Below are 13,540 nucleotides of genomic sequence, written 5' to 3' on the forward strand. Positions count from 1 at the left end.
GTTCGCCGTCCGGGCGCGCTGCCGCGCCCCGCCCCCTCCCGCCGGAGCGCCCCGGGCGGCACCCCGTCCCGCATCCCTCACCCGAGGAGAAACCGTCATGACCACTCCCCCGAGTGCGTTCCCGGACGTCGAGAAGCTGGTCGTCGACGTCCTCAAGGCCGATCCGGCGCTCGCCGGCGCGACCATCGCGGTCAACGCGCCGGCCGGCTTCGACGGCACCCAGCTCGCCGTCCTGGTGAACCGCCGCGGCGGCGCCTGGATCGGCGACCTGCACGTCGACATGCCACTGATCGAGTTCGAGGTGTACGGGCCGACCAAGAACGCCGCCCACGTCCTCGCCAACGGCGCCCGCCGGGCCCTGCTCGCCACCATCGGCAAGCAGATCGGCGCCAACAACGTCGTCCACGACGTCGAGGAGCAGGACGGGCCGCGCTGGCTGCCCGACTACCTCTACCGGGGCGCCAACCGCTACCTGTGCGTCATCCGCCTCTCCCTGAGCGTGTTCTAGCCGCTCGCCCCCGAGCGCCCCGCCGCTCGCCCCACAGACCAGGCCTCGCCGTCCGGCGGGGCCTTTGCCGTACCCGGACAGAGCGTCCGGGGCGGTCAGCCTCTCACCAAGGAGAAACACACCATGGCAGGAAACAACTCGGCCGAGATCCGCGTCGCCGGTACCGGCAAGCTCTACGTGGCCGACGCGGGCACCTCCGCCCCGGCCACGTTCGGCACCGACTCCGCTGCCGACTGGTCCGGCGCGGGCTGGAAGGACCTGGGCTTCACCTCCGGCGACGGCGTCACCTTCTCCAAGAAGGACAAGCTGGAGCCCATCGACTCGTGGCAGTCGGTCTCCCCGATCCACTTCATCTACTCCAGCCGTGACCTCTCGCTGAAGTTCTCGCTGCTCCAGTTCAACGAGGACACGCTGCCGTTCTTCATGGGCGGCGACGCCGTCAAGGCGGAGCCGACCCCGGCCGTCGACACCTACCGCTACGAGATCGCCGAGCGCCCGTTCGCCGACGTGCGTGCCCTCGGCCTGGAGTTCACCGACGTCAAGGCCGGTGGCACGACCGCGGTCAAGTACCGCTTCATCATCCCGCGCGGCCAGGTCACGGCCACCGACGACATCAAGCTGGCCCGCAAGGCCGCGTCGCAGCTGGGCGTCACCTTCACCGCCATGTCGAAGGGCGACGGCAAGCCGCTGGCGACCTTCCTCATGAAGGACAGCCAGTACTCCGCGACCGTCTGATCCCTTCTCCAGGGGCGGGACGGAGAGATCCGTCCCGCCCCGCCCCTCTCCTCTTCACTCACTCGAACAAGGAGTACGCATCACCATGGCCCGTTTCGACGTCAACGCAGCCCGCGCCCAGCGACAGGAGGCCCACGGCCGCGCCTGGTCCTTCGAGCTGGACGGCGAGAGCTACACCCTTCCGACCGAACTGAGCCGTGCGACGGCCAAGGCGCTGCGCAAGCTCGACGACAACGACGTGGACGGCCTGCTCGAACTCCTGATGGGTGAGAAGCAGTTCGCTCGTTTCGAGCAGCACGACGTCACCATGCAGGACATCGCCGCCATCCTGGAGGCCTACGGCAAGGAGACCGGGCTCGGCCTGGGGGAAGACTGAGCCTCGTCGAGTTCGTCGACGAACACGCCGAGGCCCTTGAGGCGGACCTGCTCCGCTACTACTCCATCGATCTCCTCGACTGGCACCGCGGCACCCTCTCCAGCCGCCGGGTCCTGGCGCTGATCAAGAACCTGCCGCGGGACAGCGCCGTCCAGCGGGAGCTCCACGGCGAGTCCGCGGAGTGGTCGATCACCGATCACCTGCTGGCCGCCGCGGTGGACCATCTGGCCGTCGCCAACTGGATGTTCATGTGCGTCAACGGCGGCGAGGACGGCGACCAGCCCGATCCGCCGGAGCCCGTTCCCCGGCCGGGCGGTCCGGACCGGGACGACGACGGCGCGGACGGCACGGACACCGACGAGAACGGGCGGAGCGCGCGTGCCGAGGAGAGCACGGACGTGTCTCCCCATGCCCTCGCCCGGTTCTTCGGGTGACCCCGCGGCCCCCGGAGGCCGTTCCCGTCAGGGAGCGGACTCCGGGGGCGCTTCCCGTGCTCGCTCGCCGGAGAGTTCCTTCTCCAGGGCCTTGGCGCGCTCGGACAACGACCCCCGGCGCCCCTTGCCCGGACGCGGCTCCGGGTCGGCGGCCTCCTGGTCACGGCGGTCGGCGTTCGGGCCGTTCTGTACGGGTACCCCGGCGAGCGGCGGCACGATCGGGCGTCCGCCCTTGCCGCGGACGACCTTCCGTACCGGCTGGGCGCTCCTTCGGGTGCGGCTCTCCTGGGCGGTCAGGAGGACGTCCGGGTCCGAGCCCGGATCGGGGCCCGAGGTGTGCTCGGGTTCCGGTTCGGGCCGCTGTTCGAACAGCTCGCGTTCCCTGCGTACCCGCTCCTCGGCCTCGACCACGGCGGCCGGCGGTTCGAGGAGCCGGGCGAAGGGCAGCGCGATGACCCGGGCGCCGTCCTGTCCGCCGTCGATCCGGCGCTCCGGCCGGCGGATTCCACGCGCGTCACCCTGGCCCTGGGTGTAGGCGTCGGCGACGCGCTTCTCGTATTCCCGTCGTATGCGCGGGAGTTCGTCCGACACCGCTTCGGCCCAGCCCGCGGTGAACGCGGCCGTCTCCCGGCGGTCGACCTCGGACCGGGGCATCACGACGAGGTCCTCGGTGGCGTACCCGTGAACCAGGACGAGCTCGGAGAGGCGTGCGAAGAGATGGGGCAGATCGGGGTGGGACGCGAGCCAGTCGACGACTCGCTCCCGCCGGTTGGCTCCCGGCTCCGTTTCCATGCGTCAGTACTGCCTTCCAGCCCCCTGGGGTCCCCGCGCGCCCCTCGCGCCCCCGCGCCCCGAGGTGGTCCGGTCCGGAGAGCGCCTTCCAGGTTACCCGGTCGAACAGAAGCTCCGATCAGCCGCCAACCCGTTCGGGAAACAGGCGAGAAGACACGCCGTCAGACGTTTCCCGCTCGACAAACCCCGAACAGGTGTTCCACACTCTGTTCGCACAAGAGTTCGAACACGTGGTGCCCCCGCTCCCCTGATCCGCGGCGCCGCCACACACGCACGGGCAAGCAACCGGAAGGCAGGCGTCCATGACCCAGCAGGCCGAGGCATCGCGACCGCAGATCCCTCTCCAGGACCGCCTCCGCCAGCTCCTCGACGGACCCGCCGCGCTCGACAAGAGAGCGTTGCTCGGCAGCCTGTACGCCGAGGTCAACCGACGTGAGGCGGTCGCCTACGCGGCCGGCTGGAACGACGCCCTCGCGACGGTGCGGCGCGGCCCGCGCCGCACCGAGGACGCCTAGCCGGCCTCCCGCTGCCCCTACGAACGAGCCCCTGCCGGGACCGGCAGGGGCTTTTCGGCGCTTGGCCGTCACCGGCCGGAAGCGGAGTGACTCATGGCAGAAGTGACAACAGAGGATCTGTCGATCCAGATCGGCAGCCTCCGGCACTACCTCACGAAGGTCGACCACAATTCGCTGCCCACCACCGAGTGGATGAAGCAGCAGCTGGCACCCGTCAACAAACTGATCGAGGACCTCAAGGCGGAGCAGGAGAAGGTCGCCGAGGAAGTGATCAAGGCCCCCTGGGAGCAGGTCCTCGAACAGCTGGGCCTCGGCCCCGTGGCCGAGATCATCAAGAAGGGCTCCGAGGAAGGCATCATGGCCGCCGTCGGGGCCGCCTTCGTCGCCCTCGGCGGCATGATCGTCCCCATCCTCCTCACCGCGCTCGGCGCCTTCATCGTCTTCCAGCTGCAGAAGTGGCACGCCGGCAGGAGCGCCACCAACGAGACGTTCGGCCCGCGTGCGGACGGCAGCTTCGGCCGACGGAACTTCTCGGAGATCGAGGCCGAGAGAAACGGCGTCGCCCCCGGCGGCATGGCCGACATCAACGCGGACGCCAACTTCGACGAACTGCGCGGTCAGCTCGAACGGCTGAACCCGCACCTCGCGAAGTTCAACCTCCACGCCCCCTCGTTCGTCTCGAACTTCCGCAAGATGCCGACGAGGGGCGCGGCCGCGAAGGCGGACGCCGTCGAGAAGATCGCCCTGGCCGTCAAGGACGTCGACCACCAGACCATGGCCCTGGTCGCCAGCGGCATGGGCAAGATCAACGGCGCCGTGAAGAACGCGAACCCCCGGAAGACCTCCTCGTTCGCCAAGGCCATCGGGAAGCTCAAGCTCGCCATGGACGGCCTGGAGGTCGACAAGGTCCCCAAGGCGGGGACCCTCGGGCAGGCGGCCGACAACGCCAAGCGGCTCGCCGACAACACCGGGACCCTCGCGCAGAAGATGCGCGACTTCGCGGCCACGGTCCGCAGCATCAACGACGAACTCGGCGCCCCCGCCTGATCCCCACCCCACCGCGAAAGGAGGTACATCCATGTCTCTCGTCAGAAACCTGAAGAACGCGTCCACCGCCCTCGGCAACCTCAAGACGCAGGCGTCCAACGCCGGCACCTCGGTCAAGAAGGTCGGGGACGCCGGCAGGTCGGCATCCGGCCAGCTCAAGACGCTCCGTACCAACGCCCAGGGCTCCGGCACCCAGCTCAAGAACCTCAAGACCGCCTCGGAGCAGGCCGAGCGCGCCATGAAGAAGGCCGGCGACACCGCCCAGTCGGCCGGCGGCAAGCTCGGCAAGTACGAGTCCGGCGCCGGCAAGGCGGCCAAGGGCCAGGACAAGCTCAACCGGTCCATGAAGGGCAACTTCCTGGTCCGGCTGCTCGAACTCTTCATGCCGCTCATCGAGTCGATCGTCGAGATGGCGTTGCGCTCGAAGACGATGCAGACGGTCCTGAAGAAGGCGTTCAGCGCCATCAAGACGGTGATCAGCTCCGTCATGAAGGCCATCGGGCCGATCATGCAGAAGGCCGGATCGCTCATCAAGACGGTCTGGAACGGCATCAAGAAGGCCATCTCCACCGTCGTCAAGGCCGTCGCGACCGTCGTCAAGACCTACGTGAACATCTGGAAGACGGTCATCACCACGGTCATGAAGGCCATCAAGACCGTGATCAGCACGGTCTGGAACGGCATCAAGGCCGTCATCACCCCGGTGGTGAACTGGATCAAGTCCGCGATCCCGAAGGCGTTCACCGCCGTCAAGGACAAGATGTCGTCCGTCTGGAACGGCCTCAAGGACATCGCGTCCCGGGCGTTCAACGGCATCAAGGACGGCGTGAAGTCCCCGATCAACGCCGTCATCGGCCTGATCAACGGAATGATCGGCAGCCTGAACCGGGTCAAGGTCAGCGTCCCCGGCTGGGTGCCGGTCGTCGGAGGCAAGACCTTCGGCGTCAGCATCCCGACCATCCCGATGCTCGCCACCGGTGGTGTCGTCATGCCCCGCCACGGCGGTGTCCCGGCGATCCTCGCCGAGGCCGGCGAGGCCGAGGCCGTCCTCCCGCTCTCCAAGCTGGACCGGCTCCTCGCCCAGACCGCCCGCCGTGCCCGCGCGGCCCAGGGCAACCAGACCGTGGGCGCCGGTGCCGGACTGCACATCGAGCACTACCACGCGGCCCGGAACAGTGACCCGCACGCGACCGCCGACGCGCTGATGTACCTCGTGAAGGCGCGTGGAGCACGCGCATGAGCGCCGTCGCCCCGGGCGCCATGCCGAACTTCCGGGCGGTCGTCCCGACGGTGAGCTCCCTGTCACGGGGGCTCGGTGACGCGAGGGGCTCGCTGCGGCGGTTCTCCCAGAACGTGCGGCAGGCGACCGGCGGGATCGGCGGCCTCGCCACCGCCCTGCGCACGAGCGGCACCGCCCTCAGGAGCCTCGGCGGGAACGCCTCCGGAGCCTCCACCGCCATGGGCCGGATCCGCAGGTCCACCGCACCCGCGGGCGTCCGGCGGATCGGCACCGCGGCCGGCAAGGCCCGTACCGCCGCCGGAAAGATCGGCACCGGCGCGGGCGTGGTCCTCGGCATCCTCCTGCCGCTGCTGCCCCTCACCGATGTCATCACCGGTCTCATGGGCACCTTCGGCACCGTCATGACCATCGCCTCCATCGCCATGACAGGCGTCAACGTCGCCATGCGGGCCAACCCGCTCGGCTTCCTCGTCGGCCTGATCGTGCCCATCGCGGCGTACCTGATCGAACTCGCGGTCAACTCCGAGACCGGCCAGCGGCTGATCAAGCAGGGCATGCAGCAGGCGCTGAAGGGGTTCCAGGCCGTCTGGAAGTTCCTCCAGCCGATCATGAAGCTCCTCGGCCAGGCCGTGGGCACCTACTTCAAGGCCTACCTGACCCTGTTCAAGACCGCGCTCAGGATCGTCGGCGCGGCCATCGAGGGAGTCTCCAAGCTCCGCTCCGCCGTCTCCTCCGCCACGAACGCGCTCCGCGGCATCGCCTCGAACACGATCGGTGGCATCAAGAGCGCCGTCCGGCCGGTCGTCGACTGGGTCACCGACAAGGTGCCCGGGTTCTTCCGTACCGCCAAGGACGCCGTGAGCAACGCGATGCGCGGCATCGGCGACCTGGTCAAGGGCGCCCTCAGCGCCGTGATCGGCGTCGTCAAGGGGCCGATCAACGGTCTGATCGCCTTCGCCAACTGGATCATCGACGGGCTCAACAAGCTGAGCTTCGAGATCCCCCTCACCGGCAAGAAGTTCGGCGTCGAACTCGACAAGCTCCCCATGCTCGCCGAGGGCGGCATCGTCTCCCCCGGCTCCGCGGACGACTACCGCATCGACTCGCTCGCGCAGCTGGAGAACCGCCGCATCCCGGCCCTCACCGAGACGCCCCGACCGCCGCACCGCATCCGGGACTTCCACGAGGAGCCCGGCGCCGGCCCCCGGTCGACCGCCGAGGACCTGCTCTTCCTCGCGGCCGCCCATGCCTGAAAGCGCCCCGGCCGACCGCACCCTACCGGAACACACCCCGGCCGAACGCGCCCCTGCCCCCGCCGTGTCCGACCGCGCTCCGTCCGACCCGGCCATGTCCGACCGCGCTCCGTCCGACCCCGGCCATGCCCGACCCGGCCATGCCTGACCGCGCCACTCCCGGCACACCGTCCGAAGTGCGCGCCCCATCCGAAGTGAGGTGACGGCCCCATGGCCGAGACCACGACCCCCTACGCCGGAAGCAACTTCACCGCCGACCTCGCGCCCGGCTCGCTCATCACCCAGGACGGGCAGATGCAGTGGGCCGGGCTTCTCATCGGGCCCGGCACCCCGTTCGCCGTCGACAAGTCCGGTCTGTCGGGCTGGGAGGACCTGCCCGAGTACGACTCCTCCGACGCCGACCGGCCGACCTCCCACGGCGCCTGGCCGGGCTCCCGGTACGCCAAGCCGCGCAAGGTCGGCGGCACGATCGTGCTGATGCCGGAGTGGAACCAGGCCACCGAGGCCGTCCGCGCCCTGCGGCAGTCGCTCGCCCTGCTCGACGAGGAGCGCTGGCTCACCGTCCGGCTGCACGGCGAGATGCTCACCGTGCGCGCCCGGATCGCGCAGCGCGTGGTCCCCGCGGACCAGGGCTTCGCCACCCAGGGCAGCTCGCGCATGTCGATCCAGTGGCTGGCCTCCGACCCGCGCCGGTACGTCGTCAACGAGCAGCTCGCCACCGCCACCGCCCCGCAGCCGGAGTCGGGCCTCACCTGGCCGCTGGTCTGGCCGCTCTTCTGGGGCCAGGCGAAGAGCACGGGCGACGCCGTCGTCGAGAACATCGGTTCCGCCCCGGCGCACCCGGTGATCGTCTTCCGCGGCCCCTGCTCCATGCCGACCGTCACCGAGCGGACGAGCCGGCGGCGACTGCGGTACGGGATCGATCTGGCGGCGGGCGACGAGCTCGTCATCGACACGCGCGCCGGCACGGTCCTGCTGAACAACTCGGCCTCCCGGCTGCACACCGCGATGGCCGACTCCAGCCCGGAGGAGCTCTTCGTCCTGGACCCCGGCCGTACGGAGCTGTCCTTCCGGCCCGACGAGGCGACCGAGGACGCGCTGATGACGGTGCGCTGGCGCAGCGCCGAATGGTGACCTGCGCCCGCACGGTGACCGGCCGCCGCACGGCGGCCGGTCACCGAACCGTTCCTTCCCCCCGGAACCGAACCGTTCCTTCCGCCGGACCGGGAGCAGCCGGACCGCGGCCTTCCCCCGACGCCACGACCCCCTTCTCGGAGAGGTGACCCCATGACCGTACGTGCCGCTTGGCTCCAGCCCACCGGCCAGACCCGCGAGGACACCCGTCTGACCCTCGCCGCACTGCTCACCCCCAGCGGGCAGAGCGCCGAGGAGACGCCGCTGCGCTCACGGCCCGGCATCGTGCCCGGCGGCTTCGTCCTCGCCGCCTCGACGCCCATGCAGTGCACGATCGGCACCGGTCGCGCGATCGTCCAGGGCAAGGACACCGCCCAGGGCGCCTACCTCGTCGCCGTGACCGCGCCGGAGATCCTGACCCTCGCGGACGGCGACCCGCAGTACGACCGGATCGACCTGATCGAGCTGGCCGTGGTGGACGACGCCTACGACCGCACGGGCGCCACCGAGGCGGTCGTACGCCTGGTCAAGGGCACCCCCGCGGCCACCCCGACCGCCCCGGCGAGCGGCCCCGGCAGCACGATCCCGCTGTACACGGTCCTGGTGCGGAAGGGCACGTCCGCCGGCACAGGCGGTGTCCAGTGGAGCACCGCCGACGTGACCACCCTGCACTGGCCGGTCGTCGCCCTCGGCGGCATCATGCCCACCAGCGGCTACAAGGGTGCCTACGTCGGCCAGTACCGGGACGCCTCGGGCCTCCTCCAGCGCTGGGACGGCACGACCTGGGTGTCGTACGCCAAGCCCCTCGGCGGCATCGCCCCCAACGGCACGGTGACCACGGGCAGTTACGTCGGCCAGTACCGGGACAACGCGGGTGTGCTGCAGCGCTGGGACGGCACGGCCTGGCAGTACGTCGAGGGCAAGTCCTCGATCCTGTTCAGCGTCTCGCAGACGGCGCAGTCCACCGTCCCGCCCAACACCTGGTACACGGTCGGCTTCCAGAGCGTCGACGTCGACGACGCGGCGGGCTGGTCCGGCAGCACCTACTACCGCGTCCCGCGGACCGGCTGGTGGCGCATCTCCGCACACATCGCCTGGGCCCCCGACTCCTCGGCCGGCATGCGCGGCGCCCGGATCGTGGTCGACAGCGTCGGCGTACCGCGCTGCACCTGGCTGACCCCGGCCGGCGCCGGCGCCGTCGTCGTCGGCGGCCAGGGCCTGATCAAGCTCAACGCCGGAAGCACCATCAACGTCGCCGTCTACCAGACCCACGACGTGGCGGTGAAGACCCTCGGCGGCTCGGGCTACGCCGGCAACCTCTCCGCCGAGTGGATCAAGTCCTGACCCCCGCCCCCTCCCTTCCGAACGGAGAAACCCCATGAACCTGCGCAGCAGCTGGGTCGCCGAGACCGGCCAGACCCGCGAGGACACCCGCCTCACCCAGACCGGCGTGACCACCCTGACCAACCCCGTCCAGGTCCGCTCCGGCGTCCTGCCCGGGTCCTACGACGGCCTGTACCGGATGGCCGGCTTCTGGACCTACGGCTCGGCCGCGATGACCGCGACCGTCTCCGAGGGCCGGGCCGTCATCCAGGGCGACATCTCCCAGGGCGTCTACCCGGTGACCATGCCGACGTCCGAGGCGGTCACCTTCGCGCCGGGCGACGCCCTGTACGGCCGGATCGACCTGCTCGTCGTGAAGATCTACGACAACCTCTACGACTCCTCGAACCGCAACGAGGCGAAGATCGAGATCATCCAGGGCATCCCGGGGCAGACCCCGCAGGCCCCGGCGGTCCCGCCCCGCAGCCTCCCGCTGTACGAGGTGACCGTCCCGGCCGGCGCCAGCGCGGGCAACGGCGGCATCCCGTGGGCCTCCTCGCTCAAGGACCTGCGCACCCCGGTCGTCGCGCTCGGCGGCATCCTGCCCGTCGAGGGCCCGGTCCTGCCGGGCGCCTACCCGGGGCAGTACCAGGACTCCGGCGGCGCGCTCCAGCGCTGGGACGGCGGCGCCTGGGTGTCGTACCCGTCCGCGCTCGGCGGCATCATCCCGAACTCCGCCTCCACCACGCCCGCCAGCTACACCGGCCAGTACCGCGACTCGGCGGGCGGCCAGCTCCAGCGGTGGAACGGTTCCACCTGGCTGCAGTCCGTGCCGAGCTCGTACTACACGGACAACACCGACTACGGCGACACCACGTCGGGCACGTACACCTCGACGCTCGTGGCACGCGCCACGAACCCGCTCGCGCTGACCTTCGTCGCGCCGCCGTCGAAGAGCGTCCTCATCACCTTCGGCGCCCGCATGAAGTCCCGGGACGACCACTACGGCTTCATGGCCCTCAAGCTCACCCAGGGCGCCACCGTCGTCGAGGACCTCAACGACGAGTACGCGGCGATCGTCGCGAGCGACACCACGGTCTCCTGCTCCGCCATGCGCCGGCTCTCCAACCTGACCCCGGGCACGAGCTACACGCTGACCGCCTTCTTCCGGATCACCGTCAACACCCTCGGCCACAAGGCGGGCTTCGACAACACGTTCATCCGCGTCGACCCGCAGTTCTGACACCGGCCCACCCACCCGACAGGAGAATCCCATGGCACTCCGCAGCGGCTGGCTCCCGCCGACCGGGCAGACCCGTGTCACGACCCGCCTCACCGCCCACGGCGCCACCACCCCGGTCAACCCGCTCGCCTCGCGCTCCGGCATCCTGCCCGGCTCGATCGACGGCAAGTACCGGGTCGCCGGCCTCTCGATGACCTCCAGCGGCCCGATGACCGCGACCGTCCACCCAGGACGCGCGGTCATCCAGGGAGCGGACAACCAGGGCGCCTACCCCGTCACCCTCGACGAGGACAGCGTGGTCACCTTCGGCGACGGCGACCCGCTCAACCCCCGGCTGGACCTCGTCGTCCTGCGTGTGTACGACGACGAGTTCGACGCCCTGACCAGGAACGAAGCCGTCCTGGAGATCGTGCGCGGCACACCGAAGGCGGTACCGGTCCCGCCCGCCGCACCCCCGCGCTCGCTCCCCCTCTTCCAGGTCAGGGTGAAGGCGGGCGCCTCCGCCGGCACCGGCGGCATCGAATGGGCGGGCGGTGCCCTCACCGACCTGCGCGCCACCGTCGTCGGCGTCGGCGGCATCCTGCCCGTCTACAACAACGCCGGAGTGCCGGGCTCCTACCCGGGCCAGTACCAGGACAACGACAACTCCCACTTCCTCCAGCGCTGGGACGGCACCTCCTGGGTCGCCTACCCGAAGGAGATCGGTGGCGTCGTCCCCACCGGGACGACGCTCACCACCGGTGGCTACACCGGCCAGTTCCGCGACAACGCGGGCGTGCTCCAGCGCTGGAACGGCAGCGCCTGGGTGAACTACCAGCCGCCCGTGGAGGTGGAGACGATCGCGACGGGCGCGACCGCGCTCACCGGCTGGACGCTGATCGCGTTCAACGCCCGCCGCACCCGCGGCATCGCCACCGTCACCGCCACCGTCACCCGCAACGGCGCCGACATCTACGCCAACAGCGCCGGCAACATCAACGACGAGCCACTGCTCACGCTGCCCGTCGGCTGGCGCTCCGTCCTCGACCTGGAAGCCGCCGCCGGCGACGGCTTCGCCTCCGGAAGCGCCTACTTCTCCCCCAACGGACAGGTGGTGCTGCGCACCTGGTCGTCGAACGGCGCTCTCACGGCCGGCCGAAACGTCCGCGTCTCCGCCACCTACGTGCTGTGAGGTCCCACCGATGACCATCGACACGCCCTACCGGGCGATCTTCTGCGACCTGCTGACCGACACGACCCTCGACATCCTGCCGCTGCGGGACGTCCAGTGCGACGACTACATCGGCCGGGCCGGCTCCCTGTCCGGCACCATCCCGCTCTCCGACCGGGCCATCGCCGAGCGCGCCCACAAGGTCCAGGCGGGCCGCACCGCGGTCTATCTGGAGCGCGGCGGCGACCTGTGGTGGGGCGGCATCGTCTGGACGACCAACCTGCAGAGCAGCGACCGCGGGGTGCTGACCCTGGGCATCCAGGCGGCCACCTTCGACTCGTACGCGACCCGGCGCCGCATCCGCAGGCCGATCACGTTCACCCTGCCGACGGATCAGTTCGACATCGCCCGCACGCTCTGGGCCGACCTCTCGGCGGGCCTGGGCAAGAGCGGCGTCGCGGCCGGCACCGACTCGTCCGACATCATGCGGACGGCGTCCTGGCGGTTCGGCGACGAGACCGTCTACCAGGAGGCGCTCGACCAGCTCGCCTCCCAGCAGAACGGCTTCGAGTACCAGATCCTGGTCTACCGCGACCCGACCGACGGCACGCGTGTGCGCCAGCTGCGGCTCGGCTCGCCCAAGATCCGTACCGGCGCGACCGACATGGTCTTCGACCGGCCCGGCACCATCCTCAGCTACTCGTTCCCCGACGACGCGACCCGGGGCGGCACCGCCGCCGTCGCCCGCGGCGCCACGACGAACACGAACGCCGCCTCGGAGTCCCGGCCCACCTGCTCCGAGGTGAAGCTCAGCCCGCAGCACGCGGACTGGCCGCTGGTCGACCTGTCCTCCGACCACAACGACATCAGCGACGTCGACACGCTCAACTCGCTGGCCCTGGCCCAGGTCACGGCGGCGAGCGGCTCCGTACTGATCCCCGAGATCAGCATCCGACTGGGTGGCGGAATCGTTCCGCCCGCGCTCCTCGGCCGTACCGCCAGGATCCGGATCACCGACGAGTGGCACCCCCAGGGGCTCGACGCCCGCTACCGGATCGTCGGCGTCAAGTTCCGGCCACCGGAGCGCGGCCGCCCCGACACCGCCGAGCTCAGCCTTGAGGAGGCCTGATGGCCCAGCTGCCCGAGGACATCATCGACCGGCTCATCCAGATGGAGCGCCGGATCCAGGCACTGTCCACCGCGGTGAACACCCGCCCCCCGATCACCGAGGTCGTCAACGGCTCGCTCACCGTGCGCCGGCAGCCCAACCCCGACGACCCGACGACCTCCGTCACCGTCACCCAGATCAACAGCAGCGGGCCCGGCTCCGCCAAGCCGGTCCTGCGGGTCAACGACGCCTACGGCCACGAGATCCTCTCGGACGACATCATCACCGGCGGTCTCGCCCGGCCCTGGCTGCCGATGCTCCCGCCGCAGGACCTGGCCTCCGCGAACTGGCCGGCCACCAGCGCCACCGCGTGGACCACGATCGCCCAGTCCCAGAACCCGATCTGGCAGCCCAAGATGCGCCTGCGGATGGCCACCCGGGTCTCCAGCGGCGCCACCGGCCAGATCCGGGTGATGGTCAACGGCGTCCAGTTCGGTGCGACCGTCGCCGCCGGCGCCGTCTTCGACACCACCGACTTCGTCACCGCCGACATGCAGACCAACTTCGGCAAGGACCTGACGGTGGAGATCCACGGCCTCGTGACCAGCGCCTCCGGCACGGTCTACGCCAAACCGATCCTGATGTACGGCCGCCAGACCTGACCCGCCCCACCCCCTGAGAG

Annotated in this window: 15 protein-coding genes; 14 read left to right on the plus strand and 1 reads right to left on the minus strand. The window is 70.5% G+C overall.

Annotation, left to right across the window (positions count from 1 at the left end):
- Positions 1 to 97 precede the first annotated feature (97 nt).
- The 4 genes from OG259_RS17270 to OG259_RS17285 all read left to right on the plus strand — a co-directional run bounded on the left by OG259_RS17270 (position 98) and on the right by OG259_RS17285 (position 2,053).
- Entirely contained in the window at positions 98 to 508 is a 411-nt protein-coding gene (locus OG259_RS17270) for a hypothetical protein (RefSeq protein WP_266895402.1), read from the plus strand.
- A gap of 123 nt (positions 509 to 631) precedes the next feature.
- Positions 632 to 1,243: a phage tail tube protein gene (locus OG259_RS17275; RefSeq protein WP_266895400.1), complete on the plus strand. Its 612-nt coding sequence runs from the start codon at positions 632 to 634 to the stop codon at positions 1,241 to 1,243.
- Between the two features lie 85 nt (positions 1,244 to 1,328).
- Positions 1,329 to 1,619, plus strand: a complete 291-nt coding sequence (locus OG259_RS17280) for a hypothetical protein (protein ID WP_266895398.1) — start codon at positions 1,329 to 1,331, stop codon at positions 1,617 to 1,619.
- Between the two features lie 65 nt (positions 1,620 to 1,684).
- Positions 1,685 to 2,053, plus strand: coding sequence for a hypothetical protein (locus OG259_RS17285; protein WP_328947109.1), 369 nt, complete (start codon positions 1,685 to 1,687; stop codon positions 2,051 to 2,053).
- A 27-nt stretch (positions 2,054 to 2,080) separates the two neighbouring features.
- Here OG259_RS17285 and OG259_RS17290 read toward each other — a convergent pair whose 3' ends face one another.
- Positions 2,081 to 2,845, minus strand: coding sequence for a hypothetical protein (locus OG259_RS17290; protein ID WP_328943071.1), 765 nt, complete (start codon positions 2,843 to 2,845; stop codon positions 2,081 to 2,083).
- A gap of 302 nt (positions 2,846 to 3,147) precedes the next feature.
- Here OG259_RS17290 and OG259_RS17295 point away from each other — a divergent pair, with 302 nt between their 5' ends.
- The 10 genes from OG259_RS17295 to OG259_RS17340 all read left to right on the plus strand — a co-directional run bounded on the left by OG259_RS17295 (position 3,148) and on the right by OG259_RS17340 (position 13,520).
- The gene (locus tag OG259_RS17295; protein ID WP_328943072.1) at positions 3,148 to 3,360 is read left to right on the plus strand and encodes a hypothetical protein; all 213 of its coding nucleotides are present in this window, start codon (positions 3,148 to 3,150) and stop codon (positions 3,358 to 3,360) included.
- A 93-nt stretch (positions 3,361 to 3,453) separates the two neighbouring features.
- Complete coding sequence (locus OG259_RS17300; protein WP_328943073.1) at positions 3,454 to 4,407, plus strand: hypothetical protein; 954 nt, start codon at positions 3,454 to 3,456, stop codon at positions 4,405 to 4,407.
- Between the two features lie 31 nt (positions 4,408 to 4,438).
- Positions 4,439 to 5,647 (plus strand): phage tail protein, encoded by a 1,209-nt coding sequence (locus OG259_RS17305; RefSeq protein WP_328943074.1) that lies wholly within the window; start codon positions 4,439 to 4,441, stop codon positions 5,645 to 5,647.
- The gene (locus OG259_RS17310; protein ID WP_328943075.1) at positions 5,644 to 6,900 is read left to right on the plus strand and encodes a tape-measure protein; all 1,257 of its coding nucleotides are present in this window, start codon (positions 5,644 to 5,646) and stop codon (positions 6,898 to 6,900) included. Before OG259_RS17305 ends, OG259_RS17310 begins: the two co-directional genes overlap by 4 nt.
- Positions 6,901 to 7,110: 210 nt before the next feature.
- Positions 7,111 to 8,034 carry a phage distal tail protein gene (locus OG259_RS17315; protein ID WP_328943076.1) on the plus strand — a complete coding sequence of 308 codons (924 nt, stop codon included), beginning with the start codon at positions 7,111 to 7,113 and terminating at the stop codon, positions 8,032 to 8,034.
- 153 nt (positions 8,035 to 8,187) lie between these two features.
- On the plus strand, positions 8,188 to 9,378 hold the full coding sequence (locus OG259_RS17320; RefSeq protein ID WP_328943077.1) for a hypothetical protein: 1,191 nt from the start codon (positions 8,188 to 8,190) through the stop codon (positions 9,376 to 9,378).
- Positions 9,379 to 9,412: 34 nt separating this feature from the next.
- Positions 9,413 to 10,600, plus strand: coding sequence for a hypothetical protein (locus tag OG259_RS17325; RefSeq protein WP_328943078.1), 1,188 nt, complete (start codon positions 9,413 to 9,415; stop codon positions 10,598 to 10,600).
- Positions 10,601 to 10,631: 31 nt separating this feature from the next.
- A complete protein-coding gene (locus OG259_RS17330; RefSeq protein WP_328943079.1) occupies positions 10,632 to 11,771 on the plus strand; it encodes a hypothetical protein in 1,140 nt (379 codons plus the stop codon).
- A 10-nt stretch (positions 11,772 to 11,781) separates the two neighbouring features.
- Positions 11,782 to 12,879 (plus strand): hypothetical protein, encoded by a 1,098-nt coding sequence (locus tag OG259_RS17335; RefSeq protein ID WP_328943080.1) that lies wholly within the window; start codon positions 11,782 to 11,784, stop codon positions 12,877 to 12,879.
- Positions 12,879 to 13,520, plus strand: coding sequence for a hypothetical protein (locus OG259_RS17340; protein ID WP_328943081.1), 642 nt, complete (start codon positions 12,879 to 12,881; stop codon positions 13,518 to 13,520). The genes OG259_RS17335 and OG259_RS17340 overlap by 1 nt, the downstream gene beginning before the upstream one ends.
- The last annotated feature ends 20 nt before the right edge of the window (positions 13,521 to 13,540 follow it).

This window comes from Streptomyces sp. NBC_00250, from assembly GCF_036192275.1.
Lineage (GTDB): Bacteria > Actinomycetota > Actinomycetes > Streptomycetales > Streptomycetaceae > Streptomyces.

Bases quoted from the DNA above. Each gene is read 5' to 3' on its own strand.
- OG259_RS17270 (WP_266895402.1), top strand. From the start codon at position 98: ATGACCACTCCCCCGAGTGCGTTCCCGGACGTCGAGAAGCTGGTCGTC.
- OG259_RS17275 (WP_266895400.1), top strand. From the start codon at position 632: ATGGCAGGAAACAACTCGGCCGAGATCCGCGTCGCCGGTACCGGCAAG.
- OG259_RS17280 (WP_266895398.1), top strand. From the start codon at position 1,329: ATGGCCCGTTTCGACGTCAACGCAGCCCGCGCCCAGCGACAGGAGGCC.
- OG259_RS17290 (WP_328943071.1), bottom strand. From the start codon at position 2,845: ATGGAAACGGAGCCGGGAGCCAACCGGCGGGAGCGAGTCGTCGACTGG.
- OG259_RS17295 (WP_328943072.1), top strand. From the start codon at position 3,148: ATGACCCAGCAGGCCGAGGCATCGCGACCGCAGATCCCTCTCCAGGAC.
- OG259_RS17300 (WP_328943073.1), top strand. From the start codon at position 3,454: ATGGCAGAAGTGACAACAGAGGATCTGTCGATCCAGATCGGCAGCCTC.
- OG259_RS17305 (WP_328943074.1), top strand. From the start codon at position 4,439: ATGTCTCTCGTCAGAAACCTGAAGAACGCGTCCACCGCCCTCGGCAAC.
- OG259_RS17310 (WP_328943075.1), top strand. From the start codon at position 5,644: ATGAGCGCCGTCGCCCCGGGCGCCATGCCGAACTTCCGGGCGGTCGTC.
- OG259_RS17315 (WP_328943076.1), top strand. From the start codon at position 7,111: ATGGCCGAGACCACGACCCCCTACGCCGGAAGCAACTTCACCGCCGAC.
- OG259_RS17320 (WP_328943077.1), top strand. From the start codon at position 8,188: ATGACCGTACGTGCCGCTTGGCTCCAGCCCACCGGCCAGACCCGCGAG.
- OG259_RS17325 (WP_328943078.1), top strand. From the start codon at position 9,413: ATGAACCTGCGCAGCAGCTGGGTCGCCGAGACCGGCCAGACCCGCGAG.
- OG259_RS17330 (WP_328943079.1), top strand. From the start codon at position 10,632: ATGGCACTCCGCAGCGGCTGGCTCCCGCCGACCGGGCAGACCCGTGTC.
- OG259_RS17335 (WP_328943080.1), top strand. From the start codon at position 11,782: ATGACCATCGACACGCCCTACCGGGCGATCTTCTGCGACCTGCTGACC.
- OG259_RS17340 (WP_328943081.1), top strand. From the start codon at position 12,879: ATGGCCCAGCTGCCCGAGGACATCATCGACCGGCTCATCCAGATGGAG.